This is a genomic window from Pseudodesulfovibrio portus, from assembly GCF_026000375.1.
Classification (GTDB): Bacteria; Desulfobacterota; Desulfovibrionia; order Desulfovibrionales; family Desulfovibrionaceae; genus Pseudodesulfovibrio; species Pseudodesulfovibrio portus.
The window spans coordinates 1,248,650-1,267,295 of record NZ_AP026708.1; the positions used below are offsets into that span (position 1 = coordinate 1,248,650).

The 18,646-nt window shown below is 61.6% G+C and carries 17 protein-coding genes; 13 read left to right on the forward strand and 4 right to left on the reverse strand.

Annotated elements, in window-relative coordinates:
• Positions 1–210 precede the first annotated feature (210 nt).
• The 5 genes from OO730_RS06030 to OO730_RS06050 all read left to right on the forward strand — a co-directional run bounded on the left by OO730_RS06030 (position 211) and on the right by OO730_RS06050 (position 4,841).
• Entirely contained in the window at positions 211–804 is a 594-nt protein-coding gene (locus OO730_RS06030) for a TetR/AcrR family transcriptional regulator (protein ID WP_264983687.1), read from the forward strand.
• Between the two features lie 55 nt (positions 805–859).
• Complete coding sequence (locus OO730_RS06035; protein ID WP_264983688.1) at positions 860–1,870, forward strand: TRAP transporter substrate-binding protein; 1,011 nt, start codon at positions 860–862, stop codon at positions 1,868–1,870.
• Between the two features lie 95 nt (positions 1,871–1,965).
• Entirely contained in the window at positions 1,966–2,964 is a 999-nt protein-coding gene (locus OO730_RS06040; RefSeq protein ID WP_264983689.1) for a TRAP transporter substrate-binding protein, read from the forward strand.
• A gap of 76 nt (positions 2,965–3,040) precedes the next feature.
• Entirely contained in the window at positions 3,041–3,526 is a 486-nt protein-coding gene (locus tag OO730_RS06045) for a TRAP transporter small permease (protein ID WP_264983690.1), read from the forward strand.
• A gap of 1 nt (position 3,527) precedes the next feature.
• The gene (locus OO730_RS06050) at positions 3,528–4,841 is read left to right on the forward strand and encodes a TRAP transporter large permease (protein WP_264983691.1); all 1,314 of its coding nucleotides are present in this window, start codon (positions 3,528–3,530) and stop codon (positions 4,839–4,841) included.
• A gap of 1,161 nt (positions 4,842–6,002) precedes the next feature.
• On the opposite strand, the gene OO730_RS06055 is transcribed toward OO730_RS06050, so the two are convergent.
• From OO730_RS06055 to OO730_RS06070, 4 genes are read right to left on the reverse strand one after another with little or no spacing between them, the layout of a single operon-like run.
• The gene (locus OO730_RS06055; protein ID WP_264983692.1) at positions 6,003–6,245 is read right to left on the reverse strand and encodes a hypothetical protein; all 243 of its coding nucleotides are present in this window, start codon (positions 6,243–6,245) and stop codon (positions 6,003–6,005) included.
• 20 nt (positions 6,246–6,265) lie between these two features.
• Positions 6,266–8,683, reverse strand: coding sequence for an acetate--CoA ligase family protein (locus OO730_RS06060; RefSeq protein WP_264983693.1), 2,418 nt, complete (start codon positions 8,681–8,683; stop codon positions 6,266–6,268).
• Positions 8,684–8,728: 45 nt separating this feature from the next.
• Positions 8,729–9,517, reverse strand: coding sequence for a substrate-binding periplasmic protein (locus tag OO730_RS06065; RefSeq protein ID WP_264983694.1), 789 nt, complete (start codon positions 9,515–9,517; stop codon positions 8,729–8,731).
• A gap of 20 nt (positions 9,518–9,537) precedes the next feature.
• Complete coding sequence (locus OO730_RS06070; protein WP_264983695.1) at positions 9,538–10,359, reverse strand: nitroreductase family protein; 822 nt, start codon at positions 10,357–10,359, stop codon at positions 9,538–9,540.
• A 226-nt stretch (positions 10,360–10,585) separates the two neighbouring features.
• Here OO730_RS06070 and OO730_RS06075 point away from each other — a divergent pair, with 226 nt between their 5' ends.
• From OO730_RS06075 to OO730_RS06110, 8 genes are all read left to right on the forward strand, one after another.
• The gene (locus tag OO730_RS06075; protein WP_264983696.1) at positions 10,586–12,358 is read left to right on the forward strand and encodes a glutamine--tRNA ligase/YqeY domain fusion protein; all 1,773 of its coding nucleotides are present in this window, start codon (positions 10,586–10,588) and stop codon (positions 12,356–12,358) included.
• Positions 12,359–12,536: 178 nt separating this feature from the next.
• Positions 12,537–13,127 carry a TetR/AcrR family transcriptional regulator gene (locus OO730_RS06080; protein WP_264983697.1) on the forward strand — a complete coding sequence of 197 codons (591 nt, stop codon included), beginning with the start codon at positions 12,537–12,539 and terminating at the stop codon, positions 13,125–13,127.
• A 70-nt stretch (positions 13,128–13,197) separates the two neighbouring features.
• Complete coding sequence (locus tag OO730_RS06085) at positions 13,198–13,320, forward strand: hypothetical protein (protein WP_264983698.1); 123 nt, start codon at positions 13,198–13,200, stop codon at positions 13,318–13,320.
• A gap of 367 nt (positions 13,321–13,687) precedes the next feature.
• Positions 13,688–13,936, forward strand: coding sequence for a phage regulatory CII family protein (locus tag OO730_RS06090; protein ID WP_264983699.1), 249 nt, complete (start codon positions 13,688–13,690; stop codon positions 13,934–13,936).
• Positions 13,937–14,103: 167 nt separating this feature from the next.
• On the forward strand, positions 14,104–16,098 hold the full coding sequence (locus tag OO730_RS06095; protein ID WP_264983700.1) for an ATP-binding protein: 1,995 nt from the start codon (positions 14,104–14,106) through the stop codon (positions 16,096–16,098).
• Between the two features lie 13 nt (positions 16,099–16,111).
• A complete protein-coding gene (locus OO730_RS06100) occupies positions 16,112–16,624 on the forward strand; it encodes a YqiA/YcfP family alpha/beta fold hydrolase (protein ID WP_264983701.1) in 513 nt (170 codons plus the stop codon).
• Positions 16,625–16,847: 223 nt separating this feature from the next.
• Positions 16,848–17,153: a phage regulatory CII family protein gene (locus OO730_RS06105; RefSeq protein WP_264983702.1), complete on the forward strand. Its 306-nt coding sequence runs from the start codon at positions 16,848–16,850 to the stop codon at positions 17,151–17,153.
• Between the two features lie 163 nt (positions 17,154–17,316).
• A complete protein-coding gene (locus OO730_RS06110; protein WP_264983703.1) occupies positions 17,317–18,582 on the forward strand; it encodes a class II fructose-bisphosphate aldolase in 1,266 nt (421 codons plus the stop codon).
• Positions 18,583–18,646 lie beyond the last annotated feature (64 nt).

Below are 18,646 nucleotides of genomic sequence, written 5' to 3' on the forward strand. Positions count from 1 at the left end.
AAGGGCTTTTTTGTGCCCACCGACCATGTGACCTGAACGGACAATCGGCCTCCCCGGCAAGAGGTGGCCGCGCGGTCTGGGGAAACGCCTTATACCCCTTGACACCGGGTGGTTCCCCTGCTACTCGAAATGACCAGCGGTCACTTTTTGACCAAAGGTCACAACCTGACTTCGAGTCATTTTTAAAAGCAAGTTTTTACAGGCTGGTACATGGCAACAAAACAGCAGGAAAAATCACAACAGACCATGCAGGAACTGATGGGCGCGGCCATCAGCCTGTTCGGCTCCAAGGGATTCGCCTCCACCTCCGTGGCCGAGATCACCGACAAGGCAGGCTATGCCAAGGGCAGCTTCTATCGTCATTGGAATTCCAAGGACGAGCTGTTCCTGCAGATCATCGAGCAGAAGTTCAAACGCTACCGCGCCACGCGCCACGACAAGATCCGCGAAGCCCACGATCTCGATGAGGCCATGAACATCATCTGGGATTTCCTTGAAACCATCCTGGGCGACAAGGACTGGTCCTCCATCTTCCTGGAATTCACGGTCTACTCCGCCACCAGCGAACCGTTGCGGAAACTGATGAACAAGTCCGACTACCGCCTCTCCAACCGGGTCTTCGCCGACCTGGTGCGCGAGCACGTGGAAACGGATTTCCCGCCGGAAAAGATCGGCGCCCTGAACACGGCCATGTTCGAAGGCTACCTCATCCACCGGGCGCTCGGCACGCAGGTCCTGGACCTGGCCGACGTGCGCAGGGCCGCCATCGACATGGCGCTGAAGAACGGAACGAAGCAGGGTTGACGCCGGATTGTCGCCCTGCTCCAACAATACATTCCCCCAACAAGCGAGATACCCCATGAAGAAACCATTTCTCACCCTGACGGCCCTTTTCCTGATGACCTTCGGGCTCGCCTCACTGGCCTGCGCGGACGGAGTCCGCCTGACCTATTCCAATTTCTTCCCGCCCACCCATATCCAGTCCAAGCTCGCCGAACAGTGGTGCCGTGAAGTGGAAAAACGCACCGACGGCAAGGTGATCATCGACTACTACCCCGGCGGCACCCTGACCAAGGCCAAGCAGTGCTACGACGGCGTGGTCGAGTCCATCTCCGACATCGGCATGTCCTGCCTGGCATACTCCCGCGGCCGCTTCCCGGTCATGGCCGCCGTGGACCTGCCCCTGGGCTACACGTCCGGCACCCAGGCCACCTTCATCGCCAACGCCGTGGCCACCAAGTTCACGCCCGCCGAGTTCGACGACGTGAAGCCCCTGTACTTCCACGCCCACGGCCCGGGCCTCCTGTTCACCTCGGAAAAACCCGTCAGGACCCTGGCCGACCTCAAGGGCCAGAAAATCCGCGCCACCGGCAACTCCGCCAAGCTGGTCAAGGCGCTGGGCGGCAGCCCCGTGGCCCAGCCCATGCCCACCACCTACCAGTCCCTGCAAAAGGGCGTGGTGGACGGCTCCATGCATCCCATCGAATCCAACAAGGGCTGGAAGCTCGGCGAAGTGGTCAAGTTCTGCACCGAGTCCGTCCCCGTGGCCTACACCACCACCTTCTTCGTGGTCATGAACAAGAACAAGTGGGCCTCCATCGACCCGCAGTCCCAGGCGGTCATCACCAAGATCAACGAGGAATGGGCGGCCAAGCACGGTGCGGCCTGGGATGATGCCGACGCCGCCGGACGCCAGTTCTTCCTGGACAAGGGCGGCAAGGTCCTGGCCCTGGAAACCGGCGAAGCCGCTCTCTGGGTCCAGACGGCCCAGCCGGTCATGGACGAATACACGGACTCCCCGGAAGGCCGGAAAGTGAATGCCGGCGAGGTGGTGGAGTTCATCAAGGCTGAAATGGCGAAAAGTCCATAGGGGACTTCCAGCCCGGACGCCGCAAGGCGTCCGGGTCATGATACAAGGGGGGAGCCGACGCTCCTCCTCGGAACCTGTGAGAAGGAGAGAGACACATGAAAAAGCTTCTGGCGACGGTGCTGGCATTGGCGGTGATCGGCCTTGCCCTGCCCTCCACCGGGCAGGCCGAGGTCAAACTGACCTACTCCAACTTTTTCCCGCCCACCAACCACCAGTCCATACTGGCCGAGGCGTGGTGCAAGGAAGTGGAAAAGCGTACCGGCGGCAAGGTGGTCGTGGACTACTACCCCGGCGGCACCCTGACCAAGGCCAAGCAGTGCTATGACGGCGTGGTCGAGGGCATGTCCGACATCGGCCTGTCCTGTCTGGCCTACTCCCGAGGCCGCTTCCCGGTCATGGCCGCAGTGGATCTGCCGCTGGGCTACCAGAACGCCGCCCAGGCCACGGCCACGGCAAACGCGGTCTACGAGAAGTTCAAGCCCGAGGAACTGGCCGACGTTGAACCCATGTATTTCAACGGCCACGGTCCCGGCCTGCTGTTCACCGTGGGCAAGCCGGTACAGGCTCTGGCCGACATGGAAGGCCAGAAGATCCGGGCCACCGGCAACTCCGCAAAACTGGTCAAGGCGCTGGGCGGCACCCCCGTGGCCAAGCCCATGCCCGAGAATTACCAGCTCCTGCAAAAAGGCGTTGTCGACGGCTCCATGCATCCCATCGAGTCCAACAAGTCCTTCAAGCTGGGCGAAGTCTGCAAGTACGGCACCGACTCCTTCGACGTGGCCTACACCACGGTCTTCTTCATCGTCATGAACAAGGCCAAGTGGGCCTCCATCGATCCGGAATCACAGAAGATCATTCGCGAAATCAACAAGGAATGGGCCGACAAGCACGCCGCAGCCTGGGACGAGGCCGACGCTGAAGGCCGCCAGTTCTTCATGGACCAGGGCGGCAAGATCGTCACCCTGTCCGCCGAGGAATCCGCCGCCTGGGCCAAGGCCGCACGGCCGGTCCTCGACGACTACATTGCGGAAACCGACGCCAAGGGCCTTGACGGCAAGGCCATCCTGGAGTTCACTCAGTCCACGCTTAAATAGTTTCGACGGCAACCCCACAGGGCGGGCTTTGCGGCCCGCCCTGTCTTTTGTCCAACCGTTCAAAGGAATCAGAGAAATGGAAGAAACAAGCGGACCGCTCGGCGTGACGGAAAAGGCCATGCGCATCATCGCGGCCATCTGCCTGGCGGCCATGGCCGCCATGACCGGCGCGGACGTGTTCATGCGGGGGGCCTTCAACATGCCCATCTTCGGCTGCGAGGAGATCGTCTCCATCCTCGGCGTCATCGCCGTGGGATTCGCCCTGCCCTACACCCACTACCAGAAGAGCCACATCGGCGTGGAGATCCTGGTCCGCCGCCTGCCCCAGCGCACCCGCAACGTGGTCAAGCTGGCGACCAACATCGCCACCCTGGCGCTGATCGCCGTCATCACCTGGCGCATGTTCCTCTATGCCGGAACCCTCGCGGAATCGGGCGAGGTGTCCATGAACCTGGAACTGCCCGAATACATGGTGGTCTACGTCCTGTCCTTCGGCTTTTTCGTCTATTCCATCTGCCTGGTGATGGACATCGTCAAATTCTTCAAGGTCAAGGGAGACTAGTATGGACCCGACCACCGCCGGAATCATCGGCATCGTCATCATGGTCTTCCTGTTCATGACCCGGATGCCCGTGGCGTTCGTCATGATGCTCGTGGGCTTCATCGGCTTCTCCCTCCTGACCTCATGGAAGGGCGGGCTGAACCTGATGAGCCGCAACGTGTACGACGCGTTCGCCTCCTATGAGCTGTCCACCATCCCGCTGTTCATCCTCATGGGGCAGATAGCCTTCAACTGCGGCATCTCGAAGCGGCTCTACGAGACCGCCTACCGCTTCCTGGGCAACACGCGCGGCGGGTTGGCCATGGCCACGGTCTCGGCCTGCACCGCCTTCGGCGCGGTCTGCGGCTCCAGCCCGGCCACGGCGGCGACCATGTCCACCGTGGGCATCCCGGAAATGAAACGCTACGGCTACGCCAACTCCCTGGCCACGGCCTCGGTGGCGTCCGGCGGCGGGCTTGGCATGATCATGCCCCCGTCCGTGGTGCTCATCATCTACGGCGTGCTCACCGAGCAATCCATCGGCGCGCTGTTCGTGTCCGGCATCTTCCCGGCCCTCCTGCTGACCATGCTGTTCATCGTCGGCATCGACATCCAGTGTCGCATGAACCCCGCCCTCGGGCCCAAGGGCGACGAATTCACCTGGGCGGAGCGGTTCCGGTCCCTGGCCAACCTCATCGACACCATCCTGATCTTCATGCTGGTCATCGGCGGGCTCTTCTGGGGGCTCTTCACTCCCACCGAGGCGGCCTCCATCGGCGTCATCGGCGTCCTCACCCTGGCCGTTGTCAAACGGCAGCTTTCCTGGCAGGCGTTCGTCAACTCGCTCTTCGAGACCCTGCGCACCTCCTGCATGGTGCTGGTGCTCATCGCGGGCGCGGTGGTCTTCGGCAAGTTCCTGGCCGTGACCCGCATCCCGTTCGACATCGCCAACTGGGTGTCCGCCTTTGACATGCCGCCCTTCGCCATCATGGGCGCCATCATCCTGATCTACTTCATCGGCGGCTGTTTCATGGACTCCCTGGCCCTGATCATGCTGACCATCCCGGTATTCTTCCCGGTGGTCACGGGCATGGGCTACGACCCCATCTGGTTCGGCATCATCATCGTGCTGGTCACGGAGATGGGCGTGATCACGCCCCCGGTGGGCATCAACGTCTACGTGGTCTACGGCATGTGCCAGAAGATCGCGCCAGACGTGACCCTGGAGGACGTGTTCAAGGGCATCCTGCCGTTCATGCTGTCCATCATCATCGGCATTGCGCTGCTGTTCATCTTCCCGCAGATCATCCTGTTCCTGCCGGGGTTGATGTATTAGCGATTCGGGCAGCGCGCCTGAAAAGACAAAAAAGAAGGCCGTCCCGGTTGGGGCGGCCTTCTTTTTTGGGCGAAGAAAGAGGAAGAAGAGAAAGGCTCTGGGTTCTCAAACAAATGGCCGCGCTCCGCGAACGGGCTACATCTGTTCTCGGAAAATCGTGTTTCGCCTTTACGGCGACTTGCTTTTTGCAAAGCAGCAAAAAGGAAGCAAAAAGCGCTTTTGCCCACTCTTACCCGCCTCCAAAACGGCTGAGAATCTGATCCAAACAGCACGCTCCCGGATCGCAATGTCTTCGCTGCGCCACGACACGATCCGAAAGATCCGCTTTCGCTGTTTGGTCAGCTTCTAGGCCTTGTTTGGTTTAATGGCTACGCTGGTGAAGCGCGGGAGGATGTTGAAAGGCAAGTGCGTCGGCATCTTTGTTTTCATGCTCCTACATCGGCAATAAAAATTCATCCCCCTTATACCCCTTCCCTGCCCGAAGACATGCACCAGCCCCGTTTTGGGGGCCTAGAAGCTGACCGCCTATCAAGGGCTGGTGCGTTCGAGGCATGACCAAGCGGGGAAGAGCCGGGGAGCTTGCTTCGAGAAAGAACGCCCGTTCGATTCGGTGCGCGGTGAAGTAGAGACGCTGCCGGATCGCTTCGCTCTCCGGAACGCTCCAGCAAGAAAGAAGAAGGAAGAGGGGCGGTTGTCTTGGCGTGGTGGTTAGCGCCACCAGTTTGAGGCGGTCGCTCGATTACTGGAGGGAAAGCAAGGCGTCATGGATTATTCTTCCGCATACTTCCCCGCGATGGTGCACGAGTACACACGAAGACCCGCAATCGATGGCAGGCCTTAGAGCCTGTCGAGGGCGACGCCGCGCAGCCCGTCTGAACCTGCTCAGCAGGCTATCTTGACGGGCAGCAGAGTCGCCTACAGGCTCTTTGGTCTGTCATCGGGAGCCAGCCCGCCAAAGCGCCCTTTTTCCCCTATTTTTGGGGCGCCAGCCAAAAATAGGGCCGCCGTAAGGGCGGAACACAGAGTAGGAAGGACGAATGCTGTCGAACGCGAATGCGCCGACGCCCCAAAAGACAACTTTCGCTTACTTTTCCGAGCACCAACCACAAATCGCAGGACAGCGGATTTGGGCCGCGCCTCAAAGACAAGGCCCTTTTCTTCTCAAATCAATTCCCATATTCCTTTTGGGCAGTCATCGACTGACTTCATTACTCCCTTCTCTCTTAACATTTTAGCTGCCCACCTCACGTCATATTGCCACTTAAAAAAAGTCTCCTCGAATCTCCGCAACTCTCGCTCGTAATTTTCCCAAATATATTTAGACACCTGTAGTATTGTAGCCCTTCCATTATAAACCAAAAGGGCTTCCTCAACCCACTCCGAAAACTGCTGGCGAGAAATCATGAATAGTGCCTCCGTTCTGACTATTTAATGCTGCGTATCCGCTCCGCATTCAACCGGCCCTCGATGTATTGGGCGATGGCCGCCACGGCCTGATCCGAGGTGCGGAACACACACAGCCCCGCCTCCTTGAGGCGGTCGACCAGCGGGTCGTACTGCCTCCCCCCGTCCACCACGCCGATGACCGGGGTTTCCAGCGTGGGCAGCAGCGCCCTCAACAGGGCCACGATGGACCGCTCGTCGTCCATGTTCAGCGGGGTGTCCGGATCGGCCAGGGTGCGCATGACCGGCGACATGGGGTCGAGCCCGGCCACCACGGCGTCCACGCCGGGCTCCCCGGCCAGGATGCGGATGACGTCCGCGTGGACCTGGTCGTCGGCTCCGGGCGTGATGTCCAGCGGGTTGGTCACCGTGACCAGCCTGTCCAGCCCCTTGGCCGCCAGCAGATCGCCGAGGGCCGCCCGCGTCGCTTCCGAGAGCGGGGCCAGCTCCATGCGGTAGTCGTCGGACTGGATGGAGTCGGCCATGCCCACGGCCTCGAACCCGGCGCCCGACATGGCGGCCAGCCGGTTCCCCCGGATGACCTTGCCGTGCAGCCGCTCGGCCAGCATGAACAGGTTCTCGAACTGGGTGAAGGACTGGGCCACCACTGCCCCGGCCTGGCGCACGCAGGACTCGCAGACCGCATAGTCCCCGGCCAGGGACGCGGTATGGCCGCTGGTGGCGGACTTGCCCTCGGGCGTGCGGCCCGCCTTGTAGAAGACCACTTCCTTGCCCGCCAGCACGGCCCGCCGGACCCCGCGGCAGAAATTCAGGCCGTCCACGTCGTTGAACCCCTCGGCATAGACGGCGATGACGTCCACGTCGTCGGAATCCGCGAAGTGGGAGACCATGTCGCCCAGGGTCAGGTCTGTCTGGTTGCCCATGGAGACCATGTAGGCCGGGTCCAGGATGGGGCACTGGGACAGCCTGGTGAGCATGAACGCGCCGGACTGGGAGATGAAGGCCGCCCTGTGGTGCCCGCCGGGGGTGAACGCGGGCAGCTTCTCCTCGGGGATGAACCAGGTGTCGTAGCGACCGGGGCGGGACACCACACCCATGCAGTTGCCGCCCAGGAAGACCGGGCCGGTCCCGGCTGCGTGGGCGGCCTTGATCTTCTCGATGACCCGCGACGCGCGTTCCCGGCTCTCCTCGGTCTCGCCCATGCCGCCGGGGATGAGCATGACGGACCGGGCCGCGTCCCGCTCGACCAGCTCGTCCACCAGCCCGGGGACCTGCGGCGACCCCACGGCCACCACGAACAGGTCGAGCGTGCAGTCGAGGGAAGCCAGGTCGGGCACGCAGGCCGCCCCGTCGATGGTCGTCTCGCCGGGCTTGACGATACGGACCCTGTCCGCAGGGAACCCGGCGTCGAGCACGTTCCTCAGGATGATGCGCCCGAAGTTCTCCCGCGTGGCGGACACGCCGATGATGCCGATGGATTCGGGATGCAGCAGGCTGGTGATCTTTTCCACCGGCCTGGGCGGGGGGACCGTGCCGGGAACGGAAAAGCGGCACATGCCGTCAAGGGGCACCATGAGATAATCGGCGTAGGCGAACGGGTTGATCTCCAGCTCCTCGATGTGAAACGGCGCGTCCGGGTTCTCCGGGGAGTAGTGATTGGCCATGTCGATGAACGAGGAAAAACACTCGATGAGCTGCTCGTCGGTGACGATGCGCCGCTGGCCGCGTGTCAGTCCGGCCAGCTTGCGGTAGGAAATGGTGTCGCGGAACAACTCGAAAAAGGACGGGCCGTCGGTCATGGCCGTGGAGGACAGGGTCACGGCCTGGCCCTTGCGAAACCGCTCGGCATACAGTTCGGTGTCCGTGCCGCCCAGCCCGGAGCCGATGATCATGCCGAACTCGCGGGTCTTGCGGATGCCCACGATCAACTCGTTGCCGAACTCCCTGGAATCCGGCTCCATGTACTGGACCAGCAGCACGCCCCGGATGTCCCCGGCGATGGCGGCGGCGAGGGCTTCGTCCGCAAGGCCTGCATAGGCTTCCGGCGTGGCCTCCGGCTGGCGCTCCAGGTAGGCCGCGTAGCGCTCCGGCACCTCGCTGAGCATGCGCCGCCAGGCGGACCGGATGGCGTCCGGGGAGTTGCGCACCACGCGCACGCCGCCGACCTCGGTCTTGTGGACGATGGTCGGGGAGACGATCTTGAGGACCGCCCTGTCGCCGGTCAACCCGGCAAGCTGCTCGTCCTCCAGTCGCTCACCCCGTTTCAGGAGGATACTGCGCGGCGGCGTTTCCGCGCCCGAATCGCGCAGCAGGTCGTAGACCTCGTATTCGAAAAGCGTGTTCCGTCCCTCGCCGTGGGCGCGGCGAAAAAGCCGGGTAATGGCGTCGTAGTCGATGCATACCTCGACACTGCCGAAAGCATGATGGGGCACGGGCACCTCAAGCAGCTCCTTGTGTTGACTGTTTCCATCCGATCGAGCCGATCACTCTTCCTCGACGCCGGCATACCGTTCTTCGATGACCTTGATGCCCCCCTCGGAATTGAGCAGGCCAAGCCCCTGGTCAAAACGGGTGCGCAGGTCTTCGTCCCTGAAGGCCACCCGCCTCGGTGCCGGCGGGAAAATGGAATGAAATGCAAGCCGGCTCTCCCCGGGTTTGATCCCGAGCCCCGAGTACCGATTGTTTTTCTTCATCCAGTACAGAAAAATGCGCTTGTCCGATATGACCACGTCCACCCGGCCAGAAAGAAGCATCCTGACCTGCAGGGCCTGATCGGCCAACTCCGAATAACGCGCGTTGGAAGCGGCCATGGCGGCGAAGTCCCGCCCCAGATACTTGGCCGCATTGTTGAACGCGAGCACCCGCTTGTCGGCAAGATCCTCGATGGACATGATGCTGAACCCGTTTTTTTCCAGGCTCACCGCATAGTTGTGAAATATCACCGTGATGGTGGAATAGTAGGCCGGTACGCCGCTGTCCGCAGCCAGATCATACCCGGCATTGGCGGCCACGCAGTCCACGCTGCCCTCGGCAAAGGCCACCGGCAGCCTGAGGTTCGGCAGGTAGATGAACTCCGCCTCGACTCCGACCCGCCCCAGGGCCTCGCGAATGATGTCCACTTCCACCCCGGCGTCTTCACTCCGGATGACGTAGGGAGGAATGGCGAATCCGATCCCCACCCGGATCGACTCGGCCAGGCCGGAAACCGGCGCCGCAAGCGCCCACAGGCAAGCCGCCAGCAGGAACCAGGCACAACGTCTGCAGATCAACACCGAACACCTCCGCACGCCCATCAATACAACCACTGGATGTCCGGCTCCGGGCGGGGCGGAATGGCCCGATAGCGCCGCGCAGGCTTCCCGAGCATGATCGCGCCGTAGACGGCCCCGTCGTCGGGCACGCCAAGGACGGACCGGAGCCCCGAATCATGAGCCGCTGCGGCCATCAGGTAGCCGCACCAGCAACCTCCCAGGCCCACGGCGTTGGCGGCCAGGTCCAGATAGGTGACCGCGATGATCCCGTCCTCCCGGGGGGTGACGCCTGCTTCCGGGCCGTAGGCCACGGCCAGGGCCGGGGCGTTCCGGCAGACCAGGTCCAGTCCGTTGTCCCAGGCGCGGACAATGCCTGCCAGATGGAGCCGGGCGGCCACAGGGCTCTCCCGGTCCACTTCAAACCGCATCCAATTGACAACGGCTCCGGCCAGCTCGGCCACCTTGTCGCGGCTCGTGGCCACCGACCACCGGGTGGGCCGGGCATTGTGCCCTGACGGCGCGTACTCGGTGACGGCCAGGATGCGGGCCAGAACCACTTCGGGCACCGGCTCGTCCTTGAAAAACCGAACGGAACGGCGTCCCTTGAGATACTGCTCGGCCTGCTCCCAGGAGATATTCAGGGACCTGTCCAGGCGCACGCTCTTTGCGGGAAGGCGTTCAAGGGTTATGGCGTCCGAAGGACAGACGGCCACGCAATGCCCGCAGTTCAGGCAATAGGACTGCTTTTTCTCGTGGGGGCCGGGGAGCTCGCCTTCAATGAATTCGATGCACCCGACCGGGCACTCCGCGGCACAGAGGCCGTCACGATTGCATTTGTTCGGATCAATTGTAAAAAGCGGCATGGCACCATTCCGGATAATGGTTTATAATATCAATCAATGTAGCTGATTACGCTTTACAGGTTTTCGGGTCAATGATTTGTGCCGCTCGCGTGCACCGGATACGGGGCCGTTGACCGCCCTGCGGAATTCCCGTATTTCCTGAATCCGTCGGCACTGTCGAATACAAACCGGCCCCATTGCGCCCCTTAGACCATATGTGGTTCGGAAATATAAACGAGGATTTTTCATGAGCACCAAAGGTGACACCCCGGAAAAAGGCAAGGATTTCATCCGCCAGATCATCGACAAGGACATGGCGTCCGGCAAATATGGCGACCGCGTGCACACCAGGTTCCCGCCCGAGCCGAACGGGTACCTGCACATCGGGCACGCCAAATCCATCTGCCTGAATTTCGGTATCGCCCGCGACTATGCGGGCAAGTGCAACCTGCGGTTTGACGACACCAACCCGGTCAAGGAAGAGGTGGAGTACGTGGACTCCATTCGCGAAGACGTCACGTGGCTCGGCTTTGACTGGGACGCCAACCCATTTGCCTCGGACTACTTCGAGAAGCTCTATTTCATCGCCGAGTTGTTCATCAAGATGGGCAAGGCCTACGTGGACCACCAGACCGCCGAGGAAATCCGCCAGACGCGCGGGACCCTGACCGAACCGGGCACCGCCTCCCCCTACCGCGACCGGACCGTCGAGGAGAACCTCTCCCTGTTCCGGGACATGCGGGCGGGCAGGATGAAGGACGGCGAGTGCATCCTGCGCGGCAAGATCGACATGGGTGCGCCCAACGTCATGCTGCGCGACCCGGCCCTGTACCGCATCAAGCACGCCGACCATCACCGCACCGGCGACGCATGGTGCATCTACCCCATGTACGACTTCACCCACGGGCTGTCCGACGCCATCGAAGGCATCACCCACTCCATCTGCACCCTGGAGTTCGAGAACAACCGACCGCTCTACGACTGGTGCGTGGACACGCTCATGCACGGCCTCAAGCAGCCCGAGCTCTTCGGAAGCCATGCGGCCATATATAATGAATTGGCCGGACTGCCCGGCTTCAACCAGCGTCCCTACCAGTACGAATTCGCCCGGCTGAACATCACCGGCACCGTGCTCTCCAAGCGCAAGCTCATCCAGCTGGTGCAGGAGGGGCACGTCTCGGGCTGGGACGATCCGCGCATGCCCACCATCTCCGGCTTCCGCCGCCGGGGCTTCACCCCGGAATCCATCCGCGACTTCTGCGACCGCATCGGCGTCGCCAAGTCGGATTCCACCGTCGAGTACGCCCTGCTCGAGCACTGCGTGCGCCAGGACCTCAACGAACGCGCCCCGCGCTACATGGGCGTCGTGGACCCGGTCAAGCTGGTCATCGAGAACTATCCCGAGAACCAGGTGGACGAATTCGAAGTGACCCTCAATCCCGAGGACGAATCCTACGGCACGCGCACGGTTCCCTTCACCCGGGAGCTGTGGATCGAGCGGGCCGACTTCATGGAGGAGCCGCCCAAGAAGTTCTTCCGCATGGGACCGGGCCGCGAAGTCCGGCTGCGGGCCGCCTACTACGTGACCTGCACCGGCTACGACAAGGACGAGAGCGGTGCCATCACGGAAATCAGGGCCACCTACGACCCGGAATCCAAGGGCGGCTGGATCGAGGGCGGGCGCAAGGTCAAGGGCACCATGCACTGGGTTTCCGCATCCAAGGGGCTCAAGGCCGAGGTGCGCAATTACGAATCCCTGTTCACGGTGGACAACCCCAACGCGGCCGAAGCGGGCAAGACCTTCATCGACTACCTCAACCCCGATTCCCTGGAAGTCCTGCCCGAATGCTTTGTGGAGCCCGCCATGGCCGACCTGGGGCCCGGCGCCAACATCCAGTTCGAGCGCACCGGATATTTCTGCGCCGACCTGCGCGACCACGTGCCCGGCGGAAAGCTCGTCTTCAACCGCACGGCCACCCTTCGCGACTCCTGGGCCAAGATTCAGAAACAAATGAAATAACAGGCCGTACCCATCCTGAAAAAGAAAGCCCCGCAAGGGGCTTTTTCGTTGCAGGACAACGGTTGAAGGTCGAGGCGTTATTTTTTCCGCATCAGCGCTTGACACTGATTGCACAATCAATCTATACAGAAACCAACAGGCTGATTGTTCAATCAATCGACACCAAGGGAACACCGAAATGACCAAGAAGGAAACCATACTGAGAGCCGCCCAGGAAGCCTTTGGCGAACTGGGTTTCACCGCCGCCACGGTCAAGGACGTGGCCGGTCGCGCCCAGGTCTCCTTCGGTCTGGTTTCCCACTACTTCGGCTCCAAGCAGGAACTCTACCTGGCAGCCGGGTTCGACATGGCGGACAGGCTCATCGACTGCCTGACCGAGGCGACCAGGGGTGACTACACCGGGCTGGAAGCCGTCGAACGATACATGACCGCATATTTCGATTTTACCGAAGAACACAGGAGACGGTTTCCGATCCTGCTCCGGTGTTCCCCCTTCAGCCACGTCGAGGCTGGGGTGGACGCGGCCAAGGTGGCCGAGAAGTTCACCATCTTCATCGACGAGTTGAAGCGCTGCGTCAGCAACGGCATAGAAGACGGAACGATCCGCCCCCTCTCCGTGGAGGAGACCGCGTTGATCATCTACGGCAACATCGTCGGTTCCGTCCGTACCAATCTCCTCACGCCGTACGAAACAAGCGGCATTTTCAAGGAGACCATCAAGCACGTTGTGCGCAGCCTGAAAAACAGCCCAGGCCAGGAAGGCTGTTGATACAACACCTGGCACTTGACGGCAGGAACCATCACTGACCGACAACATCGAGAGACAAGAGGATAGCGATATGTTCAAGAACCTTACAGCATCCAGAATCATGGAGATCGTCCTGGGCAGCCGCGCATGGCTGAACTACATCGACTCCTTCAAGACCTGGTCGAAGGACTGGGCAAAGCATCAAGACTCATAGCCCGATCGGATCACCTCCTGAAGGCATCGGAATGGACCGCAACCCACACCTGAACGCCTGACGATACGATTCGGACAGACCTCCCCCGGCGATGCCGGGAAAACGGGGAGCCGCTCACGCGGCTCCCCTTCTTTTTGCGAGCCTGTGTCGCATTGCGACAATAATGTCGCATATGCGACATAGCTACTGTCGCATGCGACACATTGCGACACTCTACAAAAACAGTTGCCCAGGTTTATGGATTGTATAACCGTTAGAAATAACGAATAATAATCACAATAAGCCCTCGCTGGCACGCCAGTTGCTTTATTGGTCCCACGCACTTCGGTGCAGCGGCGACAACTTCAACACATGCGGGAGGGCAACGATGTTTGAAAAGAACGTGACCAAGGTGGTTCAGGACTGCATCCTCGACAGCGGCATCCAGGCAAAGGACGTGGCCGCAAAGATCAAGAAGCCGTATTCGACCCTGATGCGCGAAATCAATCCCTTCGACGTCAGCGCAAAGCTGGGCGCGGAAACCCTGCTGGAAATCATGAAGGTGACCCACGACATCCGCCCCCTGAAGTTCATGGCTTCCGAAATGGGCTTCTCCCTGAACAAGGGCAACGCCTAGTCCCGACGACGACACATTTTTCCAGGCCGGACCCGCCACGGGTCCGGCCTTTTTTTTCGCCCGCCGGAGTGAAAGACGTACAGCGTTGCCTTGCCAAATCGCCACCGGCAACGTACCGTGTATAGCGTGGCGAAGCATGAACCGATGCCGAGGACTGAGATTCGACGATGCTATCCGATTCCGACAAGAAACTGGCCAGAGCCCACTCCCTCAGCCGCCGGGCGGCCATTGCGCAGATGGGTATTATCGGCGTCATCGTCTTGTGCTTCACCGCAGCCATCATTTTCTTCACGGGCTACCTGCTCAAGGTGCGCCTGACCGAGGAAGCCCGGTCCATCTCGCACCTTGCCAAGACCAGCCTGGCGTCCGCAGTCTGGCAGGTGGACCACTCCTCGGCCCGCGATTTCATCGAGGCGGTGCTTCAGAACGACGACGTGGTCTTCGCCGAGGTGGTCACGGGCCGCGAGGTCATGGCCCTCAAGACCCGGCCCCGCTATGCCGGGAAAGACTTCGACTATTTCCGCAACAACGACGCCTTCCTGGCCAGCACGGTGGAAATCCGCAAGTACGGCGATTGGATCGGCTCTTTCAACCTGGTCCTGGCGACCAACAGCTACTTCCACGACCTGACCCTGTATGCGGGCAGCATCCTCGGCATGGCGCTCCTGCTCATCGCGGCCATCTTCCTGACCTCCACACATTTCAACAGGAAAAACATCTTCGCACCGCTGAAGCGGCTGGAGGAATCCGCGATCACCATCGCCGACGGCGACCTGAACGGGCACATCGACACCTCCGCCCCCGGTGAACTGGGCAACCTGGCCAGGGCCATCGACGACATGCGCGAATCGGTGCTCATGCTCATCGGCGACCTCAGGGACGCCAACGACAAGCTGAAGAACCAGCACGACATGCTGGAGACCAAGGTCACCGAGAGGACGGACGAGCTCAACCGCAAGAACAGTTCGCTCAACGCCGCCATCAAGGAGCTCCAGAACGCCAAGCGCGAAGCCGAGGTGGCCAACATCGCCAAGTCGAACTTCCTGGCCAGCATGAGCCACGAAATCCGCACCCCCATGAACGCCATCCTCGGCATGGCCGACATCCTCTGGGAAACGCAACTGACCGAGGAGCAGTCCAAGTACGTGGACGTATTCCGTACCGCCGGCGAAAATCTCCTGGAAATCCTCGACGACATCCTGGACCTGTCCAAGATCGAGGCCGGGCACATGGAACTGGAAAACCGCTGGTTCTCCCTGAACGAATGCATGGACAAGACCTGCTCCATCATCCATCCCAAGGCAGACCAACGGGGACTCGCCCTCTCCTGCAACATTTCCCCGGAGATTCCGGACCGGCTGATGGGCGATTCCAACCGGCTCAAGCAGATCCTCATCAACCTGCTGGGCAACGCCATCAAGTTCACGGAATCGGGCTCCATCGACCTGTCCATCGAGACCATGCAGAACAGGGACGGGCGGGTCGCCCTGCAGTTCTCGGTCAGGGACACCGGAGTGGGCGTGCCCGGCGACAAGCTCTCCGCCATATTCGAGGCCTTCACCCAGGCCGACAGCTCCACCACCCGCCAATTCGGCGGCACGGGCCTGGGCCTGTCCATCAGCCGGGAACTGGTCCAGATGATGGGCGGCAGGATATGGGCCGAAAGCACGCCGGGACAGGGCAGCGTCTTCCACTTCACGGCCACGTTCGGCATCTCCCAGACCGACGAGTCCCGGCTGGAACCGGAAAAGGTCCCCACCCGGGAAGACGACCTGCCCGCCTCGAACATCCTCATGCTCGAAGACTCCAAATACAACGCCTTCGTCATCCAGACCTACCTGAGCGGGACGTCCTGCGACCTGACCATTCGCGAGGACGGGCGCGAGGGACTCGAGGTGTTCAAGAAAGGCGGCTGGGACCTGGTGCTCATGGACATCCAGATGCCCGTCATGGACGGCTTCGAAACCACCCGCGCCATGCGGGCATGGGAAAAGGAGACCGGGAGCGAACCGGTGACCATCATCGCCATGACCGCCTATGCCCTGAACGAGGACGCCCTGCGCTGCCTGGAGGCCGGAGCCGACTACCACCTGCCCAAGCCGGTAAAGAAAAGCGCGCTCTTCGAGGCCATCCGCATGCTGGCGGGCAAGCGAACGGCATAACCGGGGAGGAGCCATGTCCGACTTTTCGCTCATCTGGTGCCACGGCTCACTGGGCCGCCCCTGGGGGACCAAGAGCACCGCCCTGGCCGAGGTCGCCGCAGAACTGGGATTGACCATGGAAGCCCCCGACTTCCGCGAAACCGAAGACCCTGACAAGCGCGTGGCCAAGCTGGTCGACCTGCTTGAAAAGGCGGGCAGGCCAGCCATCCTCGCCGGATCGAGCATGGGGGGATACGTGGCCGCCGCCGCTGCCGCGAAATTCGACGTCCCGGGGCTCTTCCTGCTCGCCCCGGCCTTCTATTTTCCGGGTTACGCCGTCCACGTCTTTTCCGACCTCCCGGCCGCAGTGACCGTGGTCCACGGCTGGGTCGACGACGTGGTTCCAGTGGACAACTCCATCCGCTTCGCCCGGACCCACCGGGCCGACCTGCACGTCTTTGACGACGGCCACCGGCTCCAGGGGAGCACCCACCGGCTCCGCACCCTGTTCGCCGGATTCCTCCAGGGCCTGATCACGGCCTCTTGACCCGTTCACGAACCGCCCCCGCCTCCGCTCCCCTTGATCAAATTACCTCCTTTGCGGAGGTATATTTTGAACAACTCCCCTTATCCCCTGACAAATTCAGGAATCGTCATTCCCGGCCCCTCCAAAAAGAACCGCTGTTTAATCAATTTTCGTTGACGCAAAATTGAAAATAAAGGTAACTTCCAATTACATGGCAGAAAATCCAACATGTGGGGGGTAAAGCATGTTCGAGAAGAATCTGACCAAGAAAATGCAGGATGTCGTCCTCGAAGGACGCATCCCGGCCAAAGAGGTGTCCCGCGTCATCAGGAAGCCCTATTCCACGCTTCTGCGCGAGCTCAATCCGTTCGACTCGCACGCCAAGCTCGGGGCCGAGACCATGTTCGAAATCGTCAAGGCCACGCACAACATCACCGTACTGGAGTTCATGGCGAGCGAGCTGGGCTACACACTCATGCCAAGGGAAGCGGTGAACGCCGCCAAACGCCAGGCTGTCAGCGAGGAACGCGGCGGCGAAGTCACCATGTAACTGCCCGCGCGGCGGCTTTCCGCCGTAACCCGGACAGGGTTGTTTGTCCGGGCACTCTGGACGTGCGCGCCCTCCCGTTATATCTTGCCGTTTCGTTTTGACTTCCGGAAACGATTGGTTTCTACTGGTACGAGCAATCAAACTCTTTTCAAGGAGGAAGGGCATGTCCCAAGATACATTCAACAAAGCACTCGCGGTGGGCCGTCCGCCGAACGTAGTCCAGAACTTCCCCAACTCCCGCGCGCTGATCGTCAGCGGCAAGGTCATCGACCGCGCCATGACGGCCAAGGGCGGAGCCATGACCATCGCCGCCAACGGACGCAACCTCTTCGTCATCGAAGGGGCGCTCAAGGCTGCCCAGAAGGCCAACGCGGCCATCATCATCGAGATCGCGCGCAGCGAGGCAACCTACTGCCCGACCACCCTGTGGAACATCGCCCGCCGGGTCGACTACGTCTGCAACAAGTACAACATCACCATCCCGGTGGCCGTGCACGCCGACCACTATTTCATCAAGTCCTGGGACGGCCTGGCCGAAGCCAAGGCCGAGATCCCCTCGGTGTTCGCCTCCGGCGTCACCTCCATCGCCATCGACGCCTCGCACATGACCGACGACCTCAACCTGCTGGCCAACCTGGCCGTGGCGCCCGTCATCCCCTCCTGGGCGGGGTACGAGACCGAAATCGGCGAGATCAAGGGCGAATTCGGCCTGTCCAGCCCGGTGGAGGCAAAATTCCTGGTCCAGGGCCTCAACGCCCACGGCCTGTGTCCCGACTGGATCGCCCTGAACAACGGCACCACCCACGGCATCGAAGCCTCGGGCGAAGGCATCCAGGTGGAGCTGACCGCAGACATCCACAAGGCGCTCAAGCCCTACGGCACCTCCGGCGCACAGCACGGCACCTCGGGCAACGACTCCGCCCGCCTGCGCGAGATCGCCGCACAGACCTCCACCACCAAGGCCAACGTGGCCACCGCCCTGCAGATGATCAGCTGGGGCGTCAAGGTCAACGACTTCGGCAACGCCATCATGGACGGCGACCACTTCGCCAAGGTCCCCGGCCAGGGCGTGAACGACGCCCTCTGGGAAGAGATGGTGGCCTACGCCGACAAGAACGGCATCAAGGGCGGCAACTACAAGAAGCTCAACCTCGTCTTCGAGCGTCGCTGGCAGGGCCAGGACGAGGCCGCGCGCGAGCGCATGGTCCAGGGCGTGGAAGATTTCGTCTACGACCTGCTGGTCAACGTGTTCAACGCCAAGGACACCGCGCCCATCGCCTATGACCTGATCCTTGCGGCCGGTTCCTACGACCTCGGCCTCAAGGTTGAACAATTCGAAGACCCGGCCCAGTGGACCGAGGAAAAGATCAAGGCCCGCGCCGCTGAAATCGACACGGACAAGGGACCCCATGGCGACTTTGACGACTAGCGGCTTGCGATAGCGGCGCATCTGCACATTTTTCGGGTTTGCCGCTGTCCTCGCCGTACGGGGG